At 64.6% G+C, this 17795-nt stretch carries 21 protein-coding genes; 15 read left to right on the forward strand and 6 right to left on the reverse strand.

Annotation, left to right across the window (positions count from 1 at the left end):
- Window positions 1-105 precede the first annotated feature (105 nt).
- The 8 genes from AAHK20_RS22910 to AAHK20_RS22945 all read left to right on the forward strand — a co-directional run bounded on the left by AAHK20_RS22910 (window position 106) and on the right by AAHK20_RS22945 (window position 8040).
- Window positions 106-1020, forward strand: a complete 915-nt coding sequence (locus tag AAHK20_RS22910; protein WP_449183784.1) for a LysR substrate-binding domain-containing protein — start codon at window positions 106-108, stop codon at window positions 1018-1020.
- Window positions 1021-1115: 95 nt separating this feature from the next.
- Window positions 1116-1931 (forward strand): sugar phosphate isomerase/epimerase, encoded by an 816-nt coding sequence (locus AAHK20_RS22915; protein WP_449183785.1) that lies wholly within the window; start codon window positions 1116-1118, stop codon window positions 1929-1931.
- Between the two features lie 55 nt (window positions 1932-1986).
- Window positions 1987-2982 carry a sugar kinase gene (locus AAHK20_RS22920; RefSeq protein WP_449183786.1) on the forward strand — a complete coding sequence of 332 codons (996 nt, stop codon included), beginning with the start codon at window positions 1987-1989 and terminating at the stop codon, window positions 2980-2982.
- 116 nt (window positions 2983-3098) lie between these two features.
- Window positions 3099-4379: an MFS transporter gene (locus AAHK20_RS22925; protein WP_449183787.1), complete on the forward strand. Its 1281-nt coding sequence runs from the start codon at window positions 3099-3101 to the stop codon at window positions 4377-4379.
- A gap of 28 nt (window positions 4380-4407) precedes the next feature.
- Entirely contained in the window at window positions 4408-5388 is a 981-nt protein-coding gene (locus AAHK20_RS22930) for a 2-hydroxyacid dehydrogenase (RefSeq protein ID WP_449183788.1), read from the forward strand.
- 267 nt (window positions 5389-5655) lie between these two features.
- Window positions 5656-6747 carry a LacI family DNA-binding transcriptional regulator gene (locus AAHK20_RS22935; RefSeq protein ID WP_449183789.1) on the forward strand — a complete coding sequence of 364 codons (1092 nt, stop codon included), beginning with the start codon at window positions 5656-5658 and terminating at the stop codon, window positions 6745-6747.
- Between the two features lie 43 nt (window positions 6748-6790).
- Window positions 6791-7606: a YhfC family intramembrane metalloprotease gene (locus AAHK20_RS22940; protein ID WP_449183790.1), complete on the forward strand. Its 816-nt coding sequence runs from the start codon at window positions 6791-6793 to the stop codon at window positions 7604-7606.
- A gap of 65 nt (window positions 7607-7671) precedes the next feature.
- Complete coding sequence (locus tag AAHK20_RS22945; RefSeq protein ID WP_449183791.1) at window positions 7672-8040, forward strand: DUF3022 domain-containing protein; 369 nt, start codon at window positions 7672-7674, stop codon at window positions 8038-8040.
- A gap of 49 nt (window positions 8041-8089) precedes the next feature.
- On the opposite strand, the gene AAHK20_RS22950 is transcribed toward AAHK20_RS22945, so the two are convergent.
- Window positions 8090-8524: a PGDYG domain-containing protein gene (locus AAHK20_RS22950; protein ID WP_449183792.1), complete on the reverse strand. Its 435-nt coding sequence runs from the start codon at window positions 8522-8524 to the stop codon at window positions 8090-8092.
- A 113-nt stretch (window positions 8525-8637) separates the two neighbouring features.
- Here AAHK20_RS22950 and AAHK20_RS22955 point away from each other — a divergent pair, with 113 nt between their 5' ends.
- Window positions 8638-9432 (forward strand): sulfite exporter TauE/SafE family protein, encoded by a 795-nt coding sequence (locus AAHK20_RS22955; protein ID WP_449183793.1) that lies wholly within the window; start codon window positions 8638-8640, stop codon window positions 9430-9432.
- A 66-nt stretch (window positions 9433-9498) separates the two neighbouring features.
- Here AAHK20_RS22955 and AAHK20_RS22960 read toward each other — a convergent pair whose 3' ends face one another.
- Window positions 9499-9981, reverse strand: coding sequence for a Spy/CpxP family protein refolding chaperone (locus tag AAHK20_RS22960; protein WP_449183794.1), 483 nt, complete (start codon window positions 9979-9981; stop codon window positions 9499-9501).
- 383 nt (window positions 9982-10364) lie between these two features.
- Between AAHK20_RS22960 and panE the strand changes: the two genes are divergently transcribed.
- The 3 genes from panE (at window position 10365) to AAHK20_RS22975 (ending at window position 13203) form a co-directional block, all read left to right on the forward strand.
- The gene (gene panE / locus AAHK20_RS22965; RefSeq protein ID WP_449183795.1) at window positions 10365-11315 is read left to right on the forward strand and encodes a 2-dehydropantoate 2-reductase; all 951 of its coding nucleotides are present in this window, start codon (window positions 10365-10367) and stop codon (window positions 11313-11315) included.
- 50 nt (window positions 11316-11365) lie between these two features.
- Window positions 11366-11830, forward strand: coding sequence for an Lrp/AsnC family transcriptional regulator (locus AAHK20_RS22970; RefSeq protein WP_449183796.1), 465 nt, complete (start codon window positions 11366-11368; stop codon window positions 11828-11830).
- Between the two features lie 254 nt (window positions 11831-12084).
- Entirely contained in the window at window positions 12085-13203 is a 1119-nt protein-coding gene (locus AAHK20_RS22975) for a saccharopine dehydrogenase family protein (RefSeq protein WP_449183797.1), read from the forward strand.
- Window positions 13204-13359: 156 nt separating this feature from the next.
- On the opposite strand, the gene AAHK20_RS22980 is transcribed toward AAHK20_RS22975, so the two are convergent.
- Window positions 13360-13938 carry a P-loop nucleotide/nucleoside kinase family protein gene (locus tag AAHK20_RS22980; protein WP_449183798.1) on the reverse strand — a complete coding sequence of 193 codons (579 nt, stop codon included), beginning with the start codon at window positions 13936-13938 and terminating at the stop codon, window positions 13360-13362.
- Entirely contained in the window at window positions 13935-14087 is a 153-nt protein-coding gene (cydX, locus tag AAHK20_RS22985) for a cytochrome bd-I oxidase subunit CydX (protein ID WP_449183831.1), read from the reverse strand. Before cydX ends, AAHK20_RS22980 begins: the two co-directional genes overlap by 4 nt.
- A 155-nt stretch (window positions 14088-14242) precedes the next feature.
- On the opposite strand from cydX, the gene AAHK20_RS22990 reads away from it, so the two are divergent.
- The 3 genes from AAHK20_RS22990 (at window position 14243) to corA (ending at window position 16439) form a co-directional block, all read left to right on the forward strand.
- Window positions 14243-14722, forward strand: a complete 480-nt coding sequence (locus tag AAHK20_RS22990) for a hypothetical protein (RefSeq protein ID WP_449183799.1) — start codon at window positions 14243-14245, stop codon at window positions 14720-14722.
- Between the two features lie 155 nt (window positions 14723-14877).
- Window positions 14878-15438 carry a cupin domain-containing protein gene (locus AAHK20_RS22995; protein WP_449183800.1) on the forward strand — a complete coding sequence of 187 codons (561 nt, stop codon included), beginning with the start codon at window positions 14878-14880 and terminating at the stop codon, window positions 15436-15438.
- Between the two features lie 26 nt (window positions 15439-15464).
- Entirely contained in the window at window positions 15465-16439 is a 975-nt protein-coding gene (gene corA / locus AAHK20_RS23000) for a magnesium/cobalt transporter CorA (protein ID WP_449183801.1), read from the forward strand.
- Window positions 16440-16470: 31 nt separating this feature from the next.
- On the opposite strand, the gene AAHK20_RS23005 is transcribed toward corA, so the two are convergent.
- Window positions 16471-16767 (reverse strand): YciI-like protein, encoded by a 297-nt coding sequence (locus AAHK20_RS23005; protein WP_449183802.1) that lies wholly within the window; start codon window positions 16765-16767, stop codon window positions 16471-16473.
- A gap of 162 nt (window positions 16768-16929) precedes the next feature.
- Window positions 16930-17625: a GntR family transcriptional regulator gene (locus AAHK20_RS23010; RefSeq protein ID WP_449183803.1), complete on the reverse strand. Its 696-nt coding sequence runs from the start codon at window positions 17623-17625 to the stop codon at window positions 16930-16932.
- Window positions 17626-17795: the final 170 nt, after the last annotated feature.

The raw sequence follows: 17795 nt of genomic DNA on the forward strand, positions 1-17795 counted from the left end.
TGTGAGTCCGGTCGATTTCGATGGGCTAATCCTAGATTGGTTATATCGATATGAAAAATCGTCATTTGTGACGTAAAATATCGGAATAGCCGATGGTTAATCGAAATGACCCCTGACCAGCTTATAACGTTCGCCGCCGTCGCCGAGCATCTGAACATCAGCCGCGCGGCCGTGGCGCTGCATCTGTCGCAGCCGGCGGTGTCCGGGCAGTTGCGCCAGTTGCAGGAGGAATTCGGCGAGCCGCTGTATCAGCGCGACGGCCGGGGGATTCGCCTCACGCCAAGCGGCGCGCAGCTCGCCGAATACGCTCAGCGGCTGCGCGATACCTACCGTCAGGCCCATGCGTATCGCGACGCATTGCGCGGCTTCGAGCGCGGCGTGCTGCGCGTCGGCGCGAGCACCACGCTCGCGAGCTATCTGCTGCCGTACCTGATCGCCGAGTTTCAGCGGCGCTTTCCCGAGATCGCGATCCAGACGGCCGGCGGCAATACGACCGATATCGTCCACTCGCTCGCCTCGCTCGATATCGCGATGATCGAAGGGCCGGTCGGCGCCGATCTGCCGCCGGGCACGGGGGTGCATTCGTGGCGCGAGGACGAGATCGTCGCGATCGTGCCGCGCGAGCATCCGTTGGCGCAGCGTGAGGCGGCTCCGTCGGAGGCGGGCGCGCCGGCGCTGTCGGCGACTTTCGACGAGCTGGCGGCCTTTCCGCTCGTGCTACGCGAAGAGGGCTCAGGCGTACGTCAGCTCGTCGAGCGCGCGTTTTCGCGGCATGGTCTGCCGATGCGCGTGGCGCTCGAAGTCGCGGGCGTGGAAGGCGTGAAAGAGGCGGTGCGGGCGGGGATGGGCATCGGCTTCGTGTCGGCAATGTCGATGCGGCACGAGGACAACGCGCTCGCCCGCGTCTCAATTGGCCCGGCGCCGCTGACCCGGCGCTTTTCGATCCTGGTGCCGCACGAAAATGCGCCATCGCGGGTCGCCGAGCGGTTTCTGGAACTGTGCCTCGCGGGTGCGGCCTGAAGAACCGGGCTAGGGATTTCCACTATGGCGCGGCAGCGCGCGGGCGGCGCAATATCCGCTCATCAAGCGCATCGGCGCTTTTTTAAAGCTTACTTATGGAACCGGTTCCAAAGCGCGATTCAGCGCGAAATCAGGGCCAACTCGGCAACGCGGAAGTCGTCATCGTCGCGAGTGCGTTCGGCGTCGACGTCATCTTGCGCGACGGTCATTTCGCGTGGCTGGCTACGGCGGCGGAGGCCGGGGCGGCTGGTTTCGAAGTGCGTCGCGAATTGTTCCGTTCCGACGCCGAGGCGTCGATCGATGCGCTCGCAGGGCTCGGCCACGAGATCGAGCGGCTCGGCATGTGGCCGGTCTACTCGTCGCCGGACTCGCTCTATCGCGATGACGGCTCGCTCGACCGCGCGGCGCTCGCCGCCGCGATGGCCGAGGCCGACGCGCTCGGCGCGCGCTTCGTCAAGCTGCAGCTCGGCGCGTTTGACGGACGTGCCGATGGCGACGGCATTCGCCACGCCGTCGCCGAGGGCCGGGCGCGCCTCGTCGTCGAAAACGGCCAGTTGCGCGAGGGCGGATTGTTGAGCCAGTTCGTCGAACTGTTCGCGGCCCTCGAACGCGAAAGCGCCGCCGGCCTGCTCGGCATGGCCTTCGACATTGGCAATTGGCAGTGGCCCGGTGAAGACCCGCTGCGTGCGGCGCAGGCATTGGCGCCGCACGTCGAGTACATCCATTGCAAGGCCGTCACGAGCGAGGGCGCGCGCCGCTTTGCCGTCGCGCCTGCGGCCGACGACGCGTCGTGCGCCCGGATTCTTTCGGTGTTGCCGCGTCACGTGCCGCGCGGCATCGAGTTTCCGTTCGATCGAGAGCGCGTCGCCATCGACGCCAGGCAGCGCGTCGCGTGGCTCGCCGCCACATGAAGTCAGCCGCCTTGGGGCGCAGTCCCAGTCAAACCCGTATTCAGAAGGAATTGGCATGTCCACCCAGCTCGATGTCTTGACGTATGGCGAAGCGATGGCGATGTTCGTCGCGAACGAAACCGGACCGCTCGCCGGCGTCGGTCAGTTCACGAAGCGCATCGCCGGCGCCGACCTGAACGTCGCGATCGGCTTGTCGCGCCTCGGCTTCAAGGTCGGCTGGATGAGCCGCGTGGGGCGGGATTCGTTCGGCCAGTACGTGCTCGACACGCTTGCCAAGGAGGGGATCGACGCGGGCCGCGTCACGGTCGATGCGCGCTATCCGACCGGCTTCCAACTGAAATCGAAGCACGACGACGGGAGCGACCCGGCCGTCGAGTATTTCCGCAAGGGCTCGGCGGCGAGCCATCTGTCGCTCGACGACTACGCCGCCGACTACGCGCTCGGCGCGCGCCACCTGCATTTGACGGGCGTCGCCCCCGCGATCTCGGCGTCGTCATGCGAGTTGGCGTTCCATCTGGCGCGAGAAATGCGCGCGGCGGGCAAGACGATCTCGTTCGATCCGAATCTGCGGCCGACCTTGTGGCCGTCGCGCGAGGCGATGACCGCGTCGCTCAATGCGCTCGCGGCGCTCGCCGACTGGGTGCTGCCCGGCATCGGCGAAGGCCGCACGCTGACCGGCTATGACAAGCCCGAGGACATCGCGCGTTTCTATCTCGATGCCGGCGCGCGCGGCGTGATCGTCAAGCTCGGTGCTGATGGCGCGTACTTTCGCACCGGCGACCACGATGGCGTGATTCCGGCGCAACCGGTGGCGAAGGTCGTCGACACGGTTGGGGCCGGTGACGGATTTGCGGTCGGCGTCGTCAGCGCGCTGCTCGAAGGCCTTACGCTGCCCGCCGCGGTGGCGCGCGGCAATCGGATCGGCGCGCTCGCGATTCAGGTGATCGGCGATTCCGAAGGCTTGCCGACACGTACGGAATTGGCGAGGCTCGAGCGCTTGGAGCGGCTTGGCGATGGCAACGCGCGCGCCGCGACCGATGCATTGGTTTGAAGACAAACGCAACACCGACCGATAACCCCAACAAGATGCCGGCGGCGTCGGCGCGACCACACCGGTTCGCCTGCGCTTGACCACACGGCACGATTCAGGAGTCAAAGGAGACATCCATGCCCGAAGCCCTAGCCCCCCGCCGCTGGTGGGCGATCATGCCGATCGTTTTCATCACCTACAGCCTCGCCTATCTCGACCGCGCGAACTTCGGCTTCGCATCGGCGGCCGGCATCAATCAGGATCTCGGCATCAGCAAAGGGCTCGCCTCGCTGATCGGCGCGCTGTTCTTTCTCGGCTATTTCTTCTTCCAGATTCCCGGCGCGATCTACGCCGAGCGGCGCAGCGTGAAGAAGCTCGTCTTTGTGAGCCTGATCCTGTGGGGCGCGTGCGCGGCGCTGACGGGCGTCGTCAGCAACATTCCGTCGCTGATGGCGCTGCGCTTCGTGCTCGGCGTCGTCGAGGCGGCCGTGCTGCCCGCGATGCTGATCTTCCTTTCCAACTGGTTCACGAAGAGCGAACGCTCGCGCGCGAATACGTTCCTGATCCTCGGCAATCCGGTGACGGTGTTGTGGATGTCGATCGTGTCGGGCTATCTCGTGCATGCGTTCGGCTGGCGCAATATGTTCATCGCGGAAGGCGTGCCGGCGATCGTCTGGGCCGTGTGCTGGTGGTTCATCGTCAAGGACAAGCCGGCGCAGGTGTCGTGGCTGTCCGACTCCGAGAAGCGCGCGCTCGACGCCGTCCTCGCCGCCGAACAAGCCGCGATCAAGCCAATGCGCAATTACCGCGAGGCGTTCAAGTCGCCCGCCGTCATCAAGCTGTGCGCGCAGTATTTCTGCTGGAGCATCGGTGTGTACGGCTTCGTGCTGTGGCTGCCGTCGATCCTGAAGAACGGTTCGTCGCTCGGCATGGTCGAGACCGGCTGGCTTTCCGCACTGCCGTATCTCGGCGCGACGATCGCGATGATCGCCGCGTCGTGGGCCTCGGACAAGCTCGATGTGCGCAAGGCGTTCGTCTGGCCGTTCCTGCTCGTCGGAGCGGTTGCGTTCGCCGCGTCGTACGCAATCGGCTCGACGCACTTCTGGACCTCGTACGCGCTGCTCGTGATCGCGGGCGCCGCGATGTACGCGCCGTACGGCCCGTTCTTCGCGATCGTGCCGGAGCTGCTGCCCAAGAACGTCGCGGGCGGCGCGATGGCGCTCATCAACAGCATGGGCGCACTCGGCTCGTTCGTCGGCTCGTATGTCGTCGGCTATCTGAACGGCGCGACAGGGTCGCCCGCGGCCTCGTATGCGTTCATGAGCGTCGCGCTCGTGGCCGCGGTGATCCTGACGCTTGCCGTGAAAGCGCAGGGCGCACCGGCGCCTGTGCTGGCCGCTCATCTGCCTGGGAAGTGAACTCGAGAAACACGCGAAAAGGATATCGATGAAACCGAAAATCATCGCCTACAAGGCGCTGCCGGACGACGTGCTCGCCTATCTGCGCGAACACGCCGAGGTGGTCACGCTCGACGACGCCGCGGCATCATCTCCCGATACGCTCGCCGCCGCGCTCAAAGACGCCGACGGCGCGATCGGCTCCAGCGTGAAGGTGACGCCCGCGATGCTCGAAGGCGCGACGCGGCTCAAGGCGCTGTCGACGATCTCGGTCGGCTTCGACCAGTTCGACGTCGACGACCTCACGCGGCGCGGCATCCTGCTCGCGCACACGCCGGACGTGCTGACCGAATCGACCGCCGACACGGTGTTCGCGCTGATCCTCGCGAGCGCGCGGCGCGTGGTCGAGCTGGCGGACTGGGTCAGGGCGGGGCAATGGACGAAGAGCGTCGGCGAGGCGCAGTTCGGCGTCGAAGTGCAGGGCAAGACGCTTGGCATCGTCGGCCTTGGGCGCATCGGCGGCGCGCTCGCGCGACGCGCGGCGCTCGGCTTCAACATGCGCGTGCTGTACACGAACCGCACTCCGAACGAAGCGGCCGAGCGCGCGTATGGTGCCAAGCGCGTCGAGCTGACCGACTTGCTGCGCGAGTCCGATTTCGTGTGCCTGCAAGTGCCGCTCACACCCGAGACCCGTCATCTGATCGGCGCCGCCGAACTGAAGACAATGAAGCCGGGCGCGATTCTGATCAACGGATCGCGCGGACCGACCGTCGACGAAGCCGCGCTGATCGACGCGTTGCGCGACGGCACGATTCTCGGCGCGGGGCTCGACGTGTTCGAGCGCGAACCGCTGCCGGCCGACTCGCCGTTGCTGCAAATGAAAAATGTCGTCGCGTTGCCGCACATCGGTTCGGCGACCCACGAGACCCGTCACGCGATGGCGCGCTGCGCGGCCGAAAACCTCGTCGCGGCATTGGCGGGCACGCTCTCGCGCAATATCGTCAACCGCGAGGTGCTAGAGCGACGCTAAGCGGGTGCTTAAGTGGTGTAGGCCAGCAGCGTACGCTATGATGCGCGCTCTGATGCAGTTCAAAAGCGCGCCTTGAGCGCGCTTTTGTCTATTTCGGCGCATAGTTGGCGCATGCTGCGGGCGATCCTCGCGTAACTGCGCCACCGCGCCGTGTTCGTTTTGGATGACGAGGAGTTTTCGGTTGGCTGACGTATTTCCGCACCTCTCTGATCGCAGCCGCACGGCCCGCCCGTGCGCTTGCCGCCGCGCCGCTCAAGAGGCCGCTCGATGAGCTACGTGCGTACGGGAGCGCCACGCCGCGCGACGATCAGCGACGTCGCACGCGAAGCAGGCACGGGCAAGACGAGCGTGTCGCGCTATCTGAACGGCGAGACCAATGTGCTGTCGCTCGATCTGCGCGAACGGATCGAAGCAGCGATCAAGCGGCTCGACTACCAGCCGAATCAGATGGCGCGCGGCTTGAAACGCGGGCGCAACCGCCTGATCGGCATGCTCGTCGCCGACCTGACGAACCCCTATACGGTCGAAGTGCTGCAAGGCGTCGAAGCGGCGTGCCAGGCGCTCGGCTACATGCCGCTGATCTGCCACGCGGCGAACGAAGTCGAAATGGAGCGGCGCTACCTGCAGCTCCTGACGACGTACCGCGTCGAAGGCGTGATCGTCAACGCCCTGGGCGTCAAGGACGAGACGCTCAAGCCGCTCGGCGAGGGCAGGATTCCGGCCGTGCTCGTCGACCGCAAGGTGGTGGGGCTCGATGCCGATATCGTCGGGCTCGACAATGCCGAAGCGGTTCGGGCCGGCGCGCAGCATTTGCTCGAGCGCGGCTTCGACGAGATCCACTTCGTTGTGCAGCCGTTCGAGCAGGTCAGTTCGCGGCGCGTGCGCGAGGCCGCGTTTCGCGAGGCGATCGGCAATGCGGTACGCGCGGCCACTGCGGATGGCGCCGACGGCCTCGATATCGCGCCGCGCCTCAAAGGCGAAACGGTCGTGCTCGATCTCGCCGATCCCGAGGCCGTGATGCGCACGCACGCCGCGCTCGATCGCCGCATCGACGCCGCCATCGACGGCTCGGGCAAGCGCATTGCGCTGTTCGCGGCGAACGCGCCGGTCGCCTTGTCGCTCGCGCTGCATCTGAACTCGCACTATGGCGCGCGCTGGCAGGACCGCGTCGCGCTGATGTCGGTCGACGATCCCGAATGGGCCGAACTGACGGGCATCACGACGATCCGTCAGCCGACCTATGCGATCGGCTACCGCGCGGTCGAATTCCTGCACGAGCGCATCGATGGCGTGGCTTCGCCCATCCGCGAAGCGATGCTGCCGGGCGAATTGTTCGTTCGGGGTTCGACGGCGCGGTAAGCTCGACACCCGCTCGACACCCTTATCAACACCAAGGACGTTCATGGTTGCACCGCTTACGCTCATCTGCCTCACGCTCGCGACGCTGTTCGTCGCGGCCTTGCCCATCGTGCTCTATTGGCGGCTGCGGCGGCCGCTGGCGTTCGACAAGCGCTACGCGATCGCCGGCATCGGGGTGTTCGCGCTGTTCGCGATGGTGATCGAGCGCGCGCTCAACACCTATCTGCTGAGCCGCAATCCGATGACGGCGATGTGGCTCATGAACCCGGTCGTGTTCGTCGCTTATGGCGCGCTGATCGCGGGCGTCTGCGAGGAAGCGGGGCGCTGGCTCGGCATGCGCTGGATCATCAGGAAGAGCGGCGCGGTGCCGGATTCCGACAGCCCGGCGCTCAGCTACGGCCTGGGTCACGGCGGGGCGGAGGCCTGGCTCGTCGGCGTGATGATCCAGCTGCAATGGATCGTGTACGCGATGCTCGCGAGTCACGGCAAGCTCGATCCCGGCATGACGAGCCTGCCCGATGAAACGGTGATGCGGATTCACTTGTTGCTGTCGACGCTGTCGGTGCCGATGGCGTTGATCTTCGTGCTGGAACGCACGGCGGCGCTCGTGTTTCAGATCGGCCTGTCGGTGTTGATGTGGCGCGGCCTGCGGGCCGGCTGGCGCGGCATCCTGCCGCTCGCGATCGTCGTGCATGCGCTGATCGACGTGCCTGCCGCGCTGTTTCAGGCAGGCAAGCTGCCGCTTCTCGTGGTGGACGGCGCCTACGCGCTGGCCGCGATCGTCGTGGTCGGCGTGCTGATCAAGATTTTTCGGGGCCCGGCGCAAGGCAATGCGCGCGCGGCGGCGAAGCCGGTTTGACGCGTGCCCCGGCCCGCGATCGACCGACTACTCAAGCGAACACTCAAGCGATAACGAAGACGACGATGGACGAAGCCTATCAATACGAATGCGCGAGTGCCGACTTCGAGGAACTGGCGCGTGTCGTCAGCGACCTGTTTCCCGAGCAGACGCGCTTTGTCGAGCAGCCCGCTGCCGACGGCACGCCGACGCTGTCGATCCAATGGGTCGCGATGCGCTTCGGCTCGACGGCCAAGCGCATCGCGATGGAAGTGCGTTTCGCACCGCTCGCGCTCGCGCGCTATCGCGCGACGCCGCCGCGCGCGCGTGGTCGCAGCTTCGCGGTGTTACGCGCGTACGTGGAAGCGATGCTCGGCTCGCTCGAAGAGCAGTATGCGGAAGGCAAAGAGGTACCGCGCGAAGTGACGATCGAACTGGCGGACGAGTTCGCGTAATGCTCGAGGCGTCGCGCGCGCTGTGCCTGACGGCGCCCTTAATCCACGATCAATCCGCGCGCCGATAGACCTTCGCGAAGCGCTGCGCCTGCACCACGCCGTAGTCGCCGGGAGCGTACTGCATGACCCAATCGCCCGCGGTGCCGCGCAGCACATCGCCGGCGGCCGAGCGCGCGATCGAGAACGGCGCATCCATCTGCTTGGCGAGCACCACCGACGGACGATTGCGATATGCGCCCGGTTCGCCATGCGCGAGCGACGGCGCGGCGGGCAGGTACTTCGCATCGAAGCGCTCGCGCGACACCACCCAGCGGTCGCCGGTCGAGCCCGTGATCAGCGCGTCGCCGCTCGCGTAGCGGTTCGGCCCTTCGAGGCTCATCAGTTCGCCCGCGCCGGAAGCGAATTCGACGGCGACGGTTTCGTCCTTGATATAGCGCTGCGCACTGGGATCGTGGCGCAAGTCGACGTCTTTCAGTTCGATCATCGGAAACGGAAGTAAGGGGAGAGTGTCGGGGCGAGAGATTAGCACGCACTCGCGGTATGATGCGCGCTCCCGTTGAAGCCCTGAAACCGCGACGATCGCTGCGGAACCTACCGATGGTCCACCTGAATCTGTCCGATGGCATTCTGAGTCCGAGCCTGCAGGGGCTCGGCCTTGCCGCCTTGCTGGGCGTGCTGGCCGCGCTGGTGCTTGGAGGCATGGTCAAAGGCATCGTCAGCATCGGCGTGCCGCTCGTCGCGATGCCGATCCTGAGTCAATTCCTGCCGATCAAGGATGCGGTGCTGCTGCTGTCGATGCCGATCATTCTCGGCAACATCCCGCAGGCGCTGGAAGGCGGCGAGACGCTTCCGACCGTGCGCAAGATCGCCGCGCCGCTCGTCGGCACCGTGCTTGGCAATGTGGTCGGGGTGACGCTGCTGATTTCGCTCGCGCCGCATCGCGCTCAGGCCATCGCGGGCGTGCTGCTGATGATTGCCGCGCTGCTGTTGCTCGCGTCGCCGCGGCTCACGCTGTCGCCTAGGTGGGCCAAGCCCGCGGGGCTCGCCATCGGCTTCGGCGCGGCCGTAATGGAAAGCATTGCGTCGGTGCCGGGCCCGCTGCTCGCGATGTACCTGATCGCAACCGGGGCCACCGGCAGGGCGTTTACGAAGCAGATCGCGATCATTCTGGTCGTCTCGATCGTCACGCTAGTCGTGGCGTTCGGCGGCGGCTTGCATGCAAGCTGGCTCGATCTCGCGATTTCGGCGGTCGCGAGCGTGCCCGTCATCGCCGGCATCGTGCTCGCGCGGCCATTGCGCGACCGGCTGCCGCCCACCGCATTTCGAAGCGTGGTGCTCGTGTTCGTCGTGGCGGCCGCCGTGCAGATGATCTGGAAATCGGGCGTGCTGTAAGGAGATGTGAAAACGCCCGCCGAAAGGGGCGGGCGTTTGCAATGCATCAGCGCCTTCAGAACGTTATTACTGTGCGGCGTCGTCCGCTTTCGCCGGCTTCATAGCGTGGCCCTTCTTGCCGCCATGCTCCTTGCCGTGCTCACGGAACGTCTCGTCGGCCAGCTTCTTCTGATCCGGCGAGAACGAGGCGTAGAGCGGCTCGAACGCGGCGACGAGCTTGGTCATGCCGTCGGCATGCGCCTGTGCGATTTGCGTGTACTGCTTCATGTCGTCGAGCGCCGACAGGTCCTTGTCAGCCATGCGCTCACGGTACAGGTTGCCCATCGTCTCGCCGTTCTGGCGCATCACATCGGCAAACTGCTTCCACTGCGTTTCCTGAGCCGGCGTGATCTTCAATTCCGAGTGCAGCGTCGCAATGCGTTGTTCGGTCCGAGCCTCATGTGCGGCCGCTCCTGACGCGGCAACCGGCGCTGCGGTGGGTGCCGAAGCTTGCGCGAAAGCGCCGCTCATGGCGAACGTGGAGGCGAGGATAACCAGTGCTTTTTTCATTGAAACTCCTACTTGACGTGTGGGATGGAACCCCGGCGAAGCGGTGCGTTGCCGTTTGGCACAGCCTTTCGCACCGGGTCCTTCGCCGATCGCGATATTTGTATCACGATATCTCCCCAATACGGCCGGATTGCGACAACTGCTTACAACCGAAACGAATTACAACTGAAACAAAGCGGACCGCCACGGTTGATCGGCTCGCCGGCATGAAAATGACGTGACCGCCACCGAAGTTGTGCGGCCGGAATCGACTTTCTTGAAGGAAATTGAAAGCGTAGAAGGGTGCCGGCGCCTCCCGGCGAGGTGCCTGCTTTTATATTACAGTGGTCATCTTTCGGCGCGCGAACCCCGTTCGCGCAAACCAGCAAGTGAGAGGAACGACGATGCGGATTCTCGTAGTGGGCGCCGGCGCGACCGGCGGGTATTTCGGCGGTCGGATGGCGTTGGCCGGTCAGGACGTGACGTTTCTCGTGCGCGAGAAGCGTGCCGAGGAGCTGAAGCGCTCCGGGCTCGTCATCAAGAGCCCGAAGGGCGACGCCACGCTCGCGAATGTGCAGACCGTGCTCGCCGATCGCATCGACGCGCCTTACGATCTCGTGCTGCTCAGCTGCAAAGCCTACGATCTCGACAACGCCATCGAGTCGTTTGCGCCGGCCGTCGGAGCGTCGACAGTCATCCTCCCGCTGCTCAACGGCATGCGCCATCTGGACGTGTTGCGCGAACGCTTCGGCGCGTCGAGCGTCTTGGGCGGCATCTGCCTGATCTCGGCGACGCTCGATGCGAACCGCGCAATCGTGCAGATGACCGACATGCACGCGATCGGCTTCGGCGAACTCGACGGCACGCGCTCCGAGCGCGTCGAAGCCATCGCGAAGGCACTCGGCGCGGGCGGCTTCGACGTCGACGCGAGCGAGACCATCGTTCAGCAGATGTGGGAGAAGTGGGTCTTCCTCGCGACGCTCGCGGCGAGCACCTGCCTGTTCCGCGCGACCATCGGCGATATCCTGAACGCACCCGATGGCCATGCCGCGATCGCCGCGGTCTTCGCCGAATGCAGTGCGATCGCGCAGGCGAACGGCTATCCGATGCGCGCCCCGTTTGCCGAGCGCACGAAGGGGATGCTGTTCGGGACGGGGTCGCTGTTGTCGGCGTCGATGATGCGCGATATCGAGAACGGTCAGCGCACCGAGGGCGATCACGTGCTCGGCGATTTGCTGGCCTGTGCCGATGGCGCTTCGCAAGCTCGAGACGGGCTGTCGGTGCTGCGCATCGCGTACAACCACGTGAAGGCGTATGAAGCGCGGCGCGCACGCACGGGCGCCGCAGCGTCGTAATGCCGGGCGATAATCCGGCTTTTCCTACGACAAGCTCCGCTTAACCACCGATGAGACCTCCGCGCCTCGACCAGCTCGACGAACTCGACCGCAACCTCGTTGCCTTGCTCCAGGCCAACGCACGCGAAAGCGTCGCGAATCTCGCGCGCCAGTTGGACGTCGCGCGGACCACCGTGATCGCGCGCATCGAGCGGCTCGAGCGCACGAACGTGATCGCGGGCTACAGCGTGCGGCTCGGCCAGGACGTGCTCGATGCGAGCATCTACGCGTACGTCGGCATCATCCTCGCGCCGAAGTTCGGGCCCGATGTGTTGAAGCGCCTCTCGAAGATGCCGGAGGTGCAACTGCTGTGCGCGGTCAGCGGCGAGTTCGACTACGTCGCCTGGCTGCGCGCCGACTCGCCCGATCGGTTGAACGACTTGCTCGATCAGATCGGCGGACTTGAAGGCGTCGAGCGCACGACGACGTCGATCATTCTCGCGCGCAAGATCGACCGCGGAATGATCGGCGGATAGACGTCGGCTAGGCGTTGATCGCGGCCCGGCGCGAGCTCGCCGCACCGTCCGCGTTTGCACAATTTTTACGCATTTTCGACGGAATGACGAACTTCATCGTCATTCCGTCGAAGTTCATGGTCAGAGCGCAGCATTTTGCGTCTATAAACTGTTTTTGCGCATCCCTACACTGTGTGCAGAGTTTTCACCCGCCGCTTTTAGCCGCAGCCGGCGGAAACCATTCACGACACACACAGAACAATCAGGAGAAGCGCATGAAAGTTGCCATCGTCGGTGCCGGTTTGATCGGCCACACCATTGCCCACATGCTTCGGGAGACGGGCGACTACGAAGTCGTCGCATTCGATCGCGATCCGCAGGCGCTTGCCAAGCTGTCCGCCCAAGGCATTCCCACTGAACGCGTCGACTCGGCCGATGCAACCGCGCTGCAGAACGCGGTTCAAGGCTTCGACGCGCTCGTCAACGCGCTGCCGTACTACCTTGCCGTCAACGTGGCAGCCGCAGCGAAGTCCGCAGGCGTGCACTATTTCGACCTCACCGAAGACGTGCGTGCGACCAACGCGATCCGCAGCCTGGCCGACGGCGCAACGCACGCATTCATGCCGCAGTGCGGCCTCGCGCCGGGCTTCATCGGCATCGCCGCGCATGAACTGGCGAACCGCTTCTCGGAGATCCGCGAAGTGAAGATGCGCGTCGGCGCGCTGCCCGAGTTTCCGACCAACGCGCTCAAGTACAACCTGACCTGGAGCGTCGACGGCCTCATCAACGAATACTGCCAGCCGTGCGAGGCGATCCGCGACGGCCGCACGCAATGGGTGCAGCCGCTCGAAGGGCTCGAGCACTTCTCGCTCGACGGCATCGAGTACGAAGCGTTCAATACGTCGGGCGGTCTCGGCACGCTGTGCGAGACGCTGTCGGGCCGCGTCGAATCGCTCGACTACAAGTCGGTCCGCTATCCGGGCCACCGCGCGCTGATCCAGTTCCTGCTCGAGGAGCTGCGTCTCGCCAGCGACCGCGACACGCTCAAGTCGATCATGCGCCGCTCGGTGCCGTCGACTGCGCAGGACGTCGTGCTGATCTTCGTCACCGTGACGGGCATGCGCGACGGCCAGCTCGTGCAGGACGTGTTCACGCGCAAGATCTTCGCGAAGACCGTGTACGGCGTGCCGATGAGCGCGATTCAGATCACCACGGCGGGCGCGATGTGCGCGGTGCTCGACCTGTTCCGCGAAAAGAAGCTGCCGCAAAGCGGTTTCGTGCGTCAGGAGCAAGTGTCGCTCGCCGACTTCCTCGGCAATCGCTTCGGCAAGCTGTACGACGGCGCGAGCACGCTCCATGAAGCCGCGAAGTTCGAGGCGGCGGAAGCGGCTTGAGGAGGAGCGCTTGGGAAGAGCAGCTTAAGAGGCTGTGTGCTGGTGCTATCTGAGAGAAGGGCGCGCGCCGGGTTCGGCTGAAAGGCAGGAGCCGCGCGCGCCACGAAAAGAAGAAGTCGGCCACGTATTCGTTATCGAGTACGTGGCCGTTGCCGTTTACTGCACGATCTCCCGCAACAGCGCATCGAAATCGGCCGTGCTCGGCGCGGTGTTGTCGAACATGATGAGCCCGTCGCGCGCCGTGCCGCTTGGCACGAAGCGGCGCTGCCGGTACTCGTCCCAATGCGCGAGCTTGTACGCATCGTTCGGATTGGCGCGCGCGACGATGCGCGCATGCGCGGTCTCTTCCGAGGTGAGCACCCAGACGATGCGGATCACGACGTCGTCCGCGACGCCGAGCCATTGACGGTCGAAGAGCCGGCGGTCGCGAATCTCGCGTGACAGCGGCCCGATCACGACCGTGCTGATGCCGAGTTCGAGATTTTCGCGCGCGGTGTCGATGAGACCCCGGTACTCGGGGTCGCGCAGATGCTGGAGAAAGAGCGGGCTGTCGCGGTCGTTCGCGTCGCCCGTCAGCGCCTGCATCGCGGCGGCGCTGTAGTGGCCGTAGAGCGTGTCTTTGTCGAGCAGGCAGAACGCGCTGCCCGTCGCGCGCATCAGCGGCCCGATCAGGCGTTTGGCGATCGTCGTCTTGCCCGTGCCCGCGTGGCCGCAAAGGAAAACCAGATAGGTCACGAATGCTTGTCCTTGGAGTCGCTTGCCTGAACATCGGCGCCTGCGGCGGCATCGTGTACGAAGGTGTCGTTCGCATCGAGCCACATCACGTTGATGATGCCGAAGCCGAGTGCGACGCCGATGCCGAGTATCCAGGCGAAATACCACATGGCGCTCTCCTTGATGGGGTCGTTTTCGATCATGATCAAGATCGCCTGGCCGCGCAATAGGGAAAGGTCTAGGCGGTCTGTGCTCGAAGACGGACGCACGCGCGCGTGTCGAGCCGCTACACTCTCTCGCATTCGATGCGAACGACGGGGGCGGCATGCGCAGGCAAACGGCAAAGCAGGCGAGGGCGGCGTTGCGTCCGGGCGCTGCGGGTGCGATCGCGGCGGTTATCTTCGCTACTTCGGTCGCAGCCTCGACGCTCCTATCAGGTTGCGAGGCGACGCCGGCGGCGCCCGTCGCATTCAAGCCGGTGCCGGCCGAACGCATCCTCAAACCGGATCTCACCCAGCCGGCCGCCGACAAAGTCGCCGTCGACGTGCGCCGCGAGCGCACCGATAACGTGATCGTGCGGTTTCGCGACGCGCTCGTTTATGTCGACGGGGCGCAAGTCACCAATCTGCAGAACGGCGAGCATGTCGTGTTTTATCTGAGCCCGGGCGCGCACCGGCTCGCGGTGTCGACCCAGTTCGATCCGGTGATCGAGATTCGCTTTACCGTCGATGCTCGTTATACGAACGTCGCGAGCGTGGCGTTCGACAAGGACCATCGCATCGGCTTGCGGCGTGTGCCGCATTAGCGAGCCGGCTCCGCGGTGATCCGCGGCGAATATAGGCGCGAGCGTGATCGGGCATTCTGACGCGCCGGCGTGCGTCTGAACGCGGCTCGCGGCGCCTTTGCGTTAACATGCGGCCGCTCGCCGTGCGAACGCCTATCTACAAGGAGGGTCATCCGATGAACTCAGCCGGTTACGCAAAACAACAGCTCATCGAGCGTTTCGAACTGATCCCGCATCCCGAAGGCGGCCATTACCGCGAGACGCATCGCGATCCCGCACGCGTCGCGAGAATCCTGAGCACGGACGACGCTCAGCGCATCGTGACGAGCGAGGCTTCGCGCTCGGCATCGACCTGCATCTACTACATGCTCTGCGACGGCGCGTATTCGGCTTGGCACCGCATCCGCTCGGATGAGGTCTGGCATTTCTACGCGGGTGACCCGCTCGATGTGCACGTGCTCGATGCCGCCGGGCAACTCGTCACGCACCGCCTGGGCAACGCGCTGCTTCGCGACGACGCGGTTTTTCAGGCCGTCGTGCCGGCTGGCTGTTGGTTTGCCGCGGAATGTCCCGCTCTCGGCGATGAGGCGAAGGCGACCGGTTTCGCGCTGGTCGGGTGCACGGTGGCGCCGGGATTCGAGTTCAGCGAGTTCGAGCTCGCCGATGCCGAAGCGCTGGCCGCCGCGCACCCGAGCCACACAGCACTGATCCGGCGCCTCGCACCGCGCGCGCCGTGACTATTTTGGATTGAAGGTAACAAAGCATGCTGATCAACTGCGCCGCTTACCAGGACGGCCAAAAACTCGCAGACATCGATATCGCCGATATCGGCAGCTACGTATCGCGCCCGGAATGCTTCGTCTGGGTCGCGCTGAAAGATCCGGAGCCCGAAGAGCTCACGCAAATGCAGCGTCAGTTCGGTTTGCACGAACTCGCGATCGAGGATGCGCGCCACGGGCACCAGCGTCCGAAAGTCGACGAATATGGCGATTCATTGTTCGCCGTGCTGCATACGCTTGATTTGGAAGACGACGAATTGACGGTCGGCGAGATCAACGTGTTCGTCGGCGAAAACTATGTGCTGTCGGTGCGCAACGGCTGCAAGGAAGGGTTCGTCGACGTGCGCGCGCGTTGCGAGCGTGAGCCGCATCTGTTGAAGGAGGGCTCGGCATTCGTGCTGTATGCGCTGACGGATGCCGTGGTCGACCGCTACTTCCCGATCCTGGAAACGCTCGGCGCAGAACTCGAAGCCATTGAAGACCGTATCTTCGGCAAGCTGAGCCTGCGCGAATCGCGCGCGCTGATCGAAGATCTGTACCTGCTGAAGCGCCGTCTAGTGATTTTGCACAACCACGTGGCGCCGCTCCTCGAGCCGCTTTCGAAGCTGGTCGGCGGGCGCATTCCGCGCTTGTGCGAGGGCATGCAGCATTACTTTCGCGACGTGTACGACCATTTGCAGCGCATCGTCAAAACGATCGATGGACGGCGCGAGATGGTCGTCACCGCGATCCAGGTCAACCTCGGCATGATCTCGCTCGCCGAGGGCGAGGTCACGAAGCGCCTCGGTTCATTCGCCGCACTGTTCGCGGTGCCGACGATGATCGCCGGCATCTACGGGATGAACTTTCAGAGCATCCCCGAGCTGAGCTGGAAGTACGGCTATCACACGTGCCTGGCGGTGATGCTGGGCGTCGATGTGCTGCTTTGGTGGCGTTTCAGGAAGGCCGGGTGGCTTTGATCCGCTAACGCACCAAGGGCACCCAGGGCGCCTAACGCACCGGCGTTGTCGCGTCCTCGCCGACAACGGTCGTCCACTGCCGCACTTTCCAGCTCGTGACCAGCCCGTTACGGACGTACGGATCGCGAGTCACGAACGCTTCGGCGACCTCAGCCGATTCCCCCTCGAACAGCAATACCGCACCGTCTACCGGATCGGCCAGCGCCCCGGCGAGCAGCAGCTCGCCGCGTTCCACGGCCTGCCATGCGAGCTCGAGGTGTTCCGCACGATATTGGCCGCGACGTTCCAGATAGTCAGCTGAGACCTCGTACATCAGCAGGAAATGCATGGGTTGTCTCCCGGTTAAATGCGGTGATAGCTCGTCAAGAGGCTGTTAGGGATTTCTATATATTACTGGTCGCTTGGCACCATCAACCGTTACTTCGGTTAAGCGGGTCGTTGCCGCGGGTGTCGATGCGACGCTGCTCGCGCGAAGGCCGCGCGGGCGGATTCACGACTCCGATCCCACCTGCAACACCGCATCCCGCTTATCGAGCAAGTGCTGCCGCAGAATTTCGGCGAGCCGCTTGCCGTCGCGCGTTTCGAGCGCCTTCAGCATTTCCTCGTGGTCGTGCACCGCACTGTCCCACTTCTGCGCATGAAAATTCGAACGAAAGCGCAGCGCTTGCAGCCGACGGTTGATCGACATGTAGGTCTGACGCAGTACCGTGTTGCGCGCCGCTTCGTTGATCCGGTTGTGAATCTCCTGATTGCGGCTGTAGTACCCCGGCAAGTCGTTTTGTGCACGGCACGCGAGCATCGCGTAGTGCAGCGCCTTGATCTCCGCCAGTTCGGCCGGCGTAATGCGCTGGGCCGCCAGTTCGCCTGAGAACGCCTCCAAGCCGCTCATCACCTCGAACGTCTCCCAGATCTCGGCGTCGGTCATCTTCGACACCGTCGCGCCGCGGTTCTGCGAGATCTCGATCAATCCTTCAGCCGCTAGCACCTTGAGTGCTTCCCGCAGTGGCGTGCGTGAAATGCCGAGCCGCTCGCACAACTCTCGTTCGTTGAGCTTCGTACCCGGGGTGAGCACGCCTTCGACGATGAATTCGCGCAGATGATCGACCACGGTGTCGTGCAGGCGCTGCCGCTCGACTTTCGGAAGGAGTCCGAGCGGTGGAGCGGCTTCGGAGTTGGGCGATTGCATGCAAAATCCTTTATCTAATATTCCCTACATTTTACAGCAGGCCCCATTTCCCGCGCGGAAACCCGCGTCGGGATTACCCTGAGCCGATATCTCAAATTTTCCTTTCCTCGCCTTGATGTCGCTGATAAAGTATTTTGCATGCAAAATTCAATCGTGCTTCATGTGAGGAG

This window comes from Trinickia camelliae, assembly GCF_053525655.1.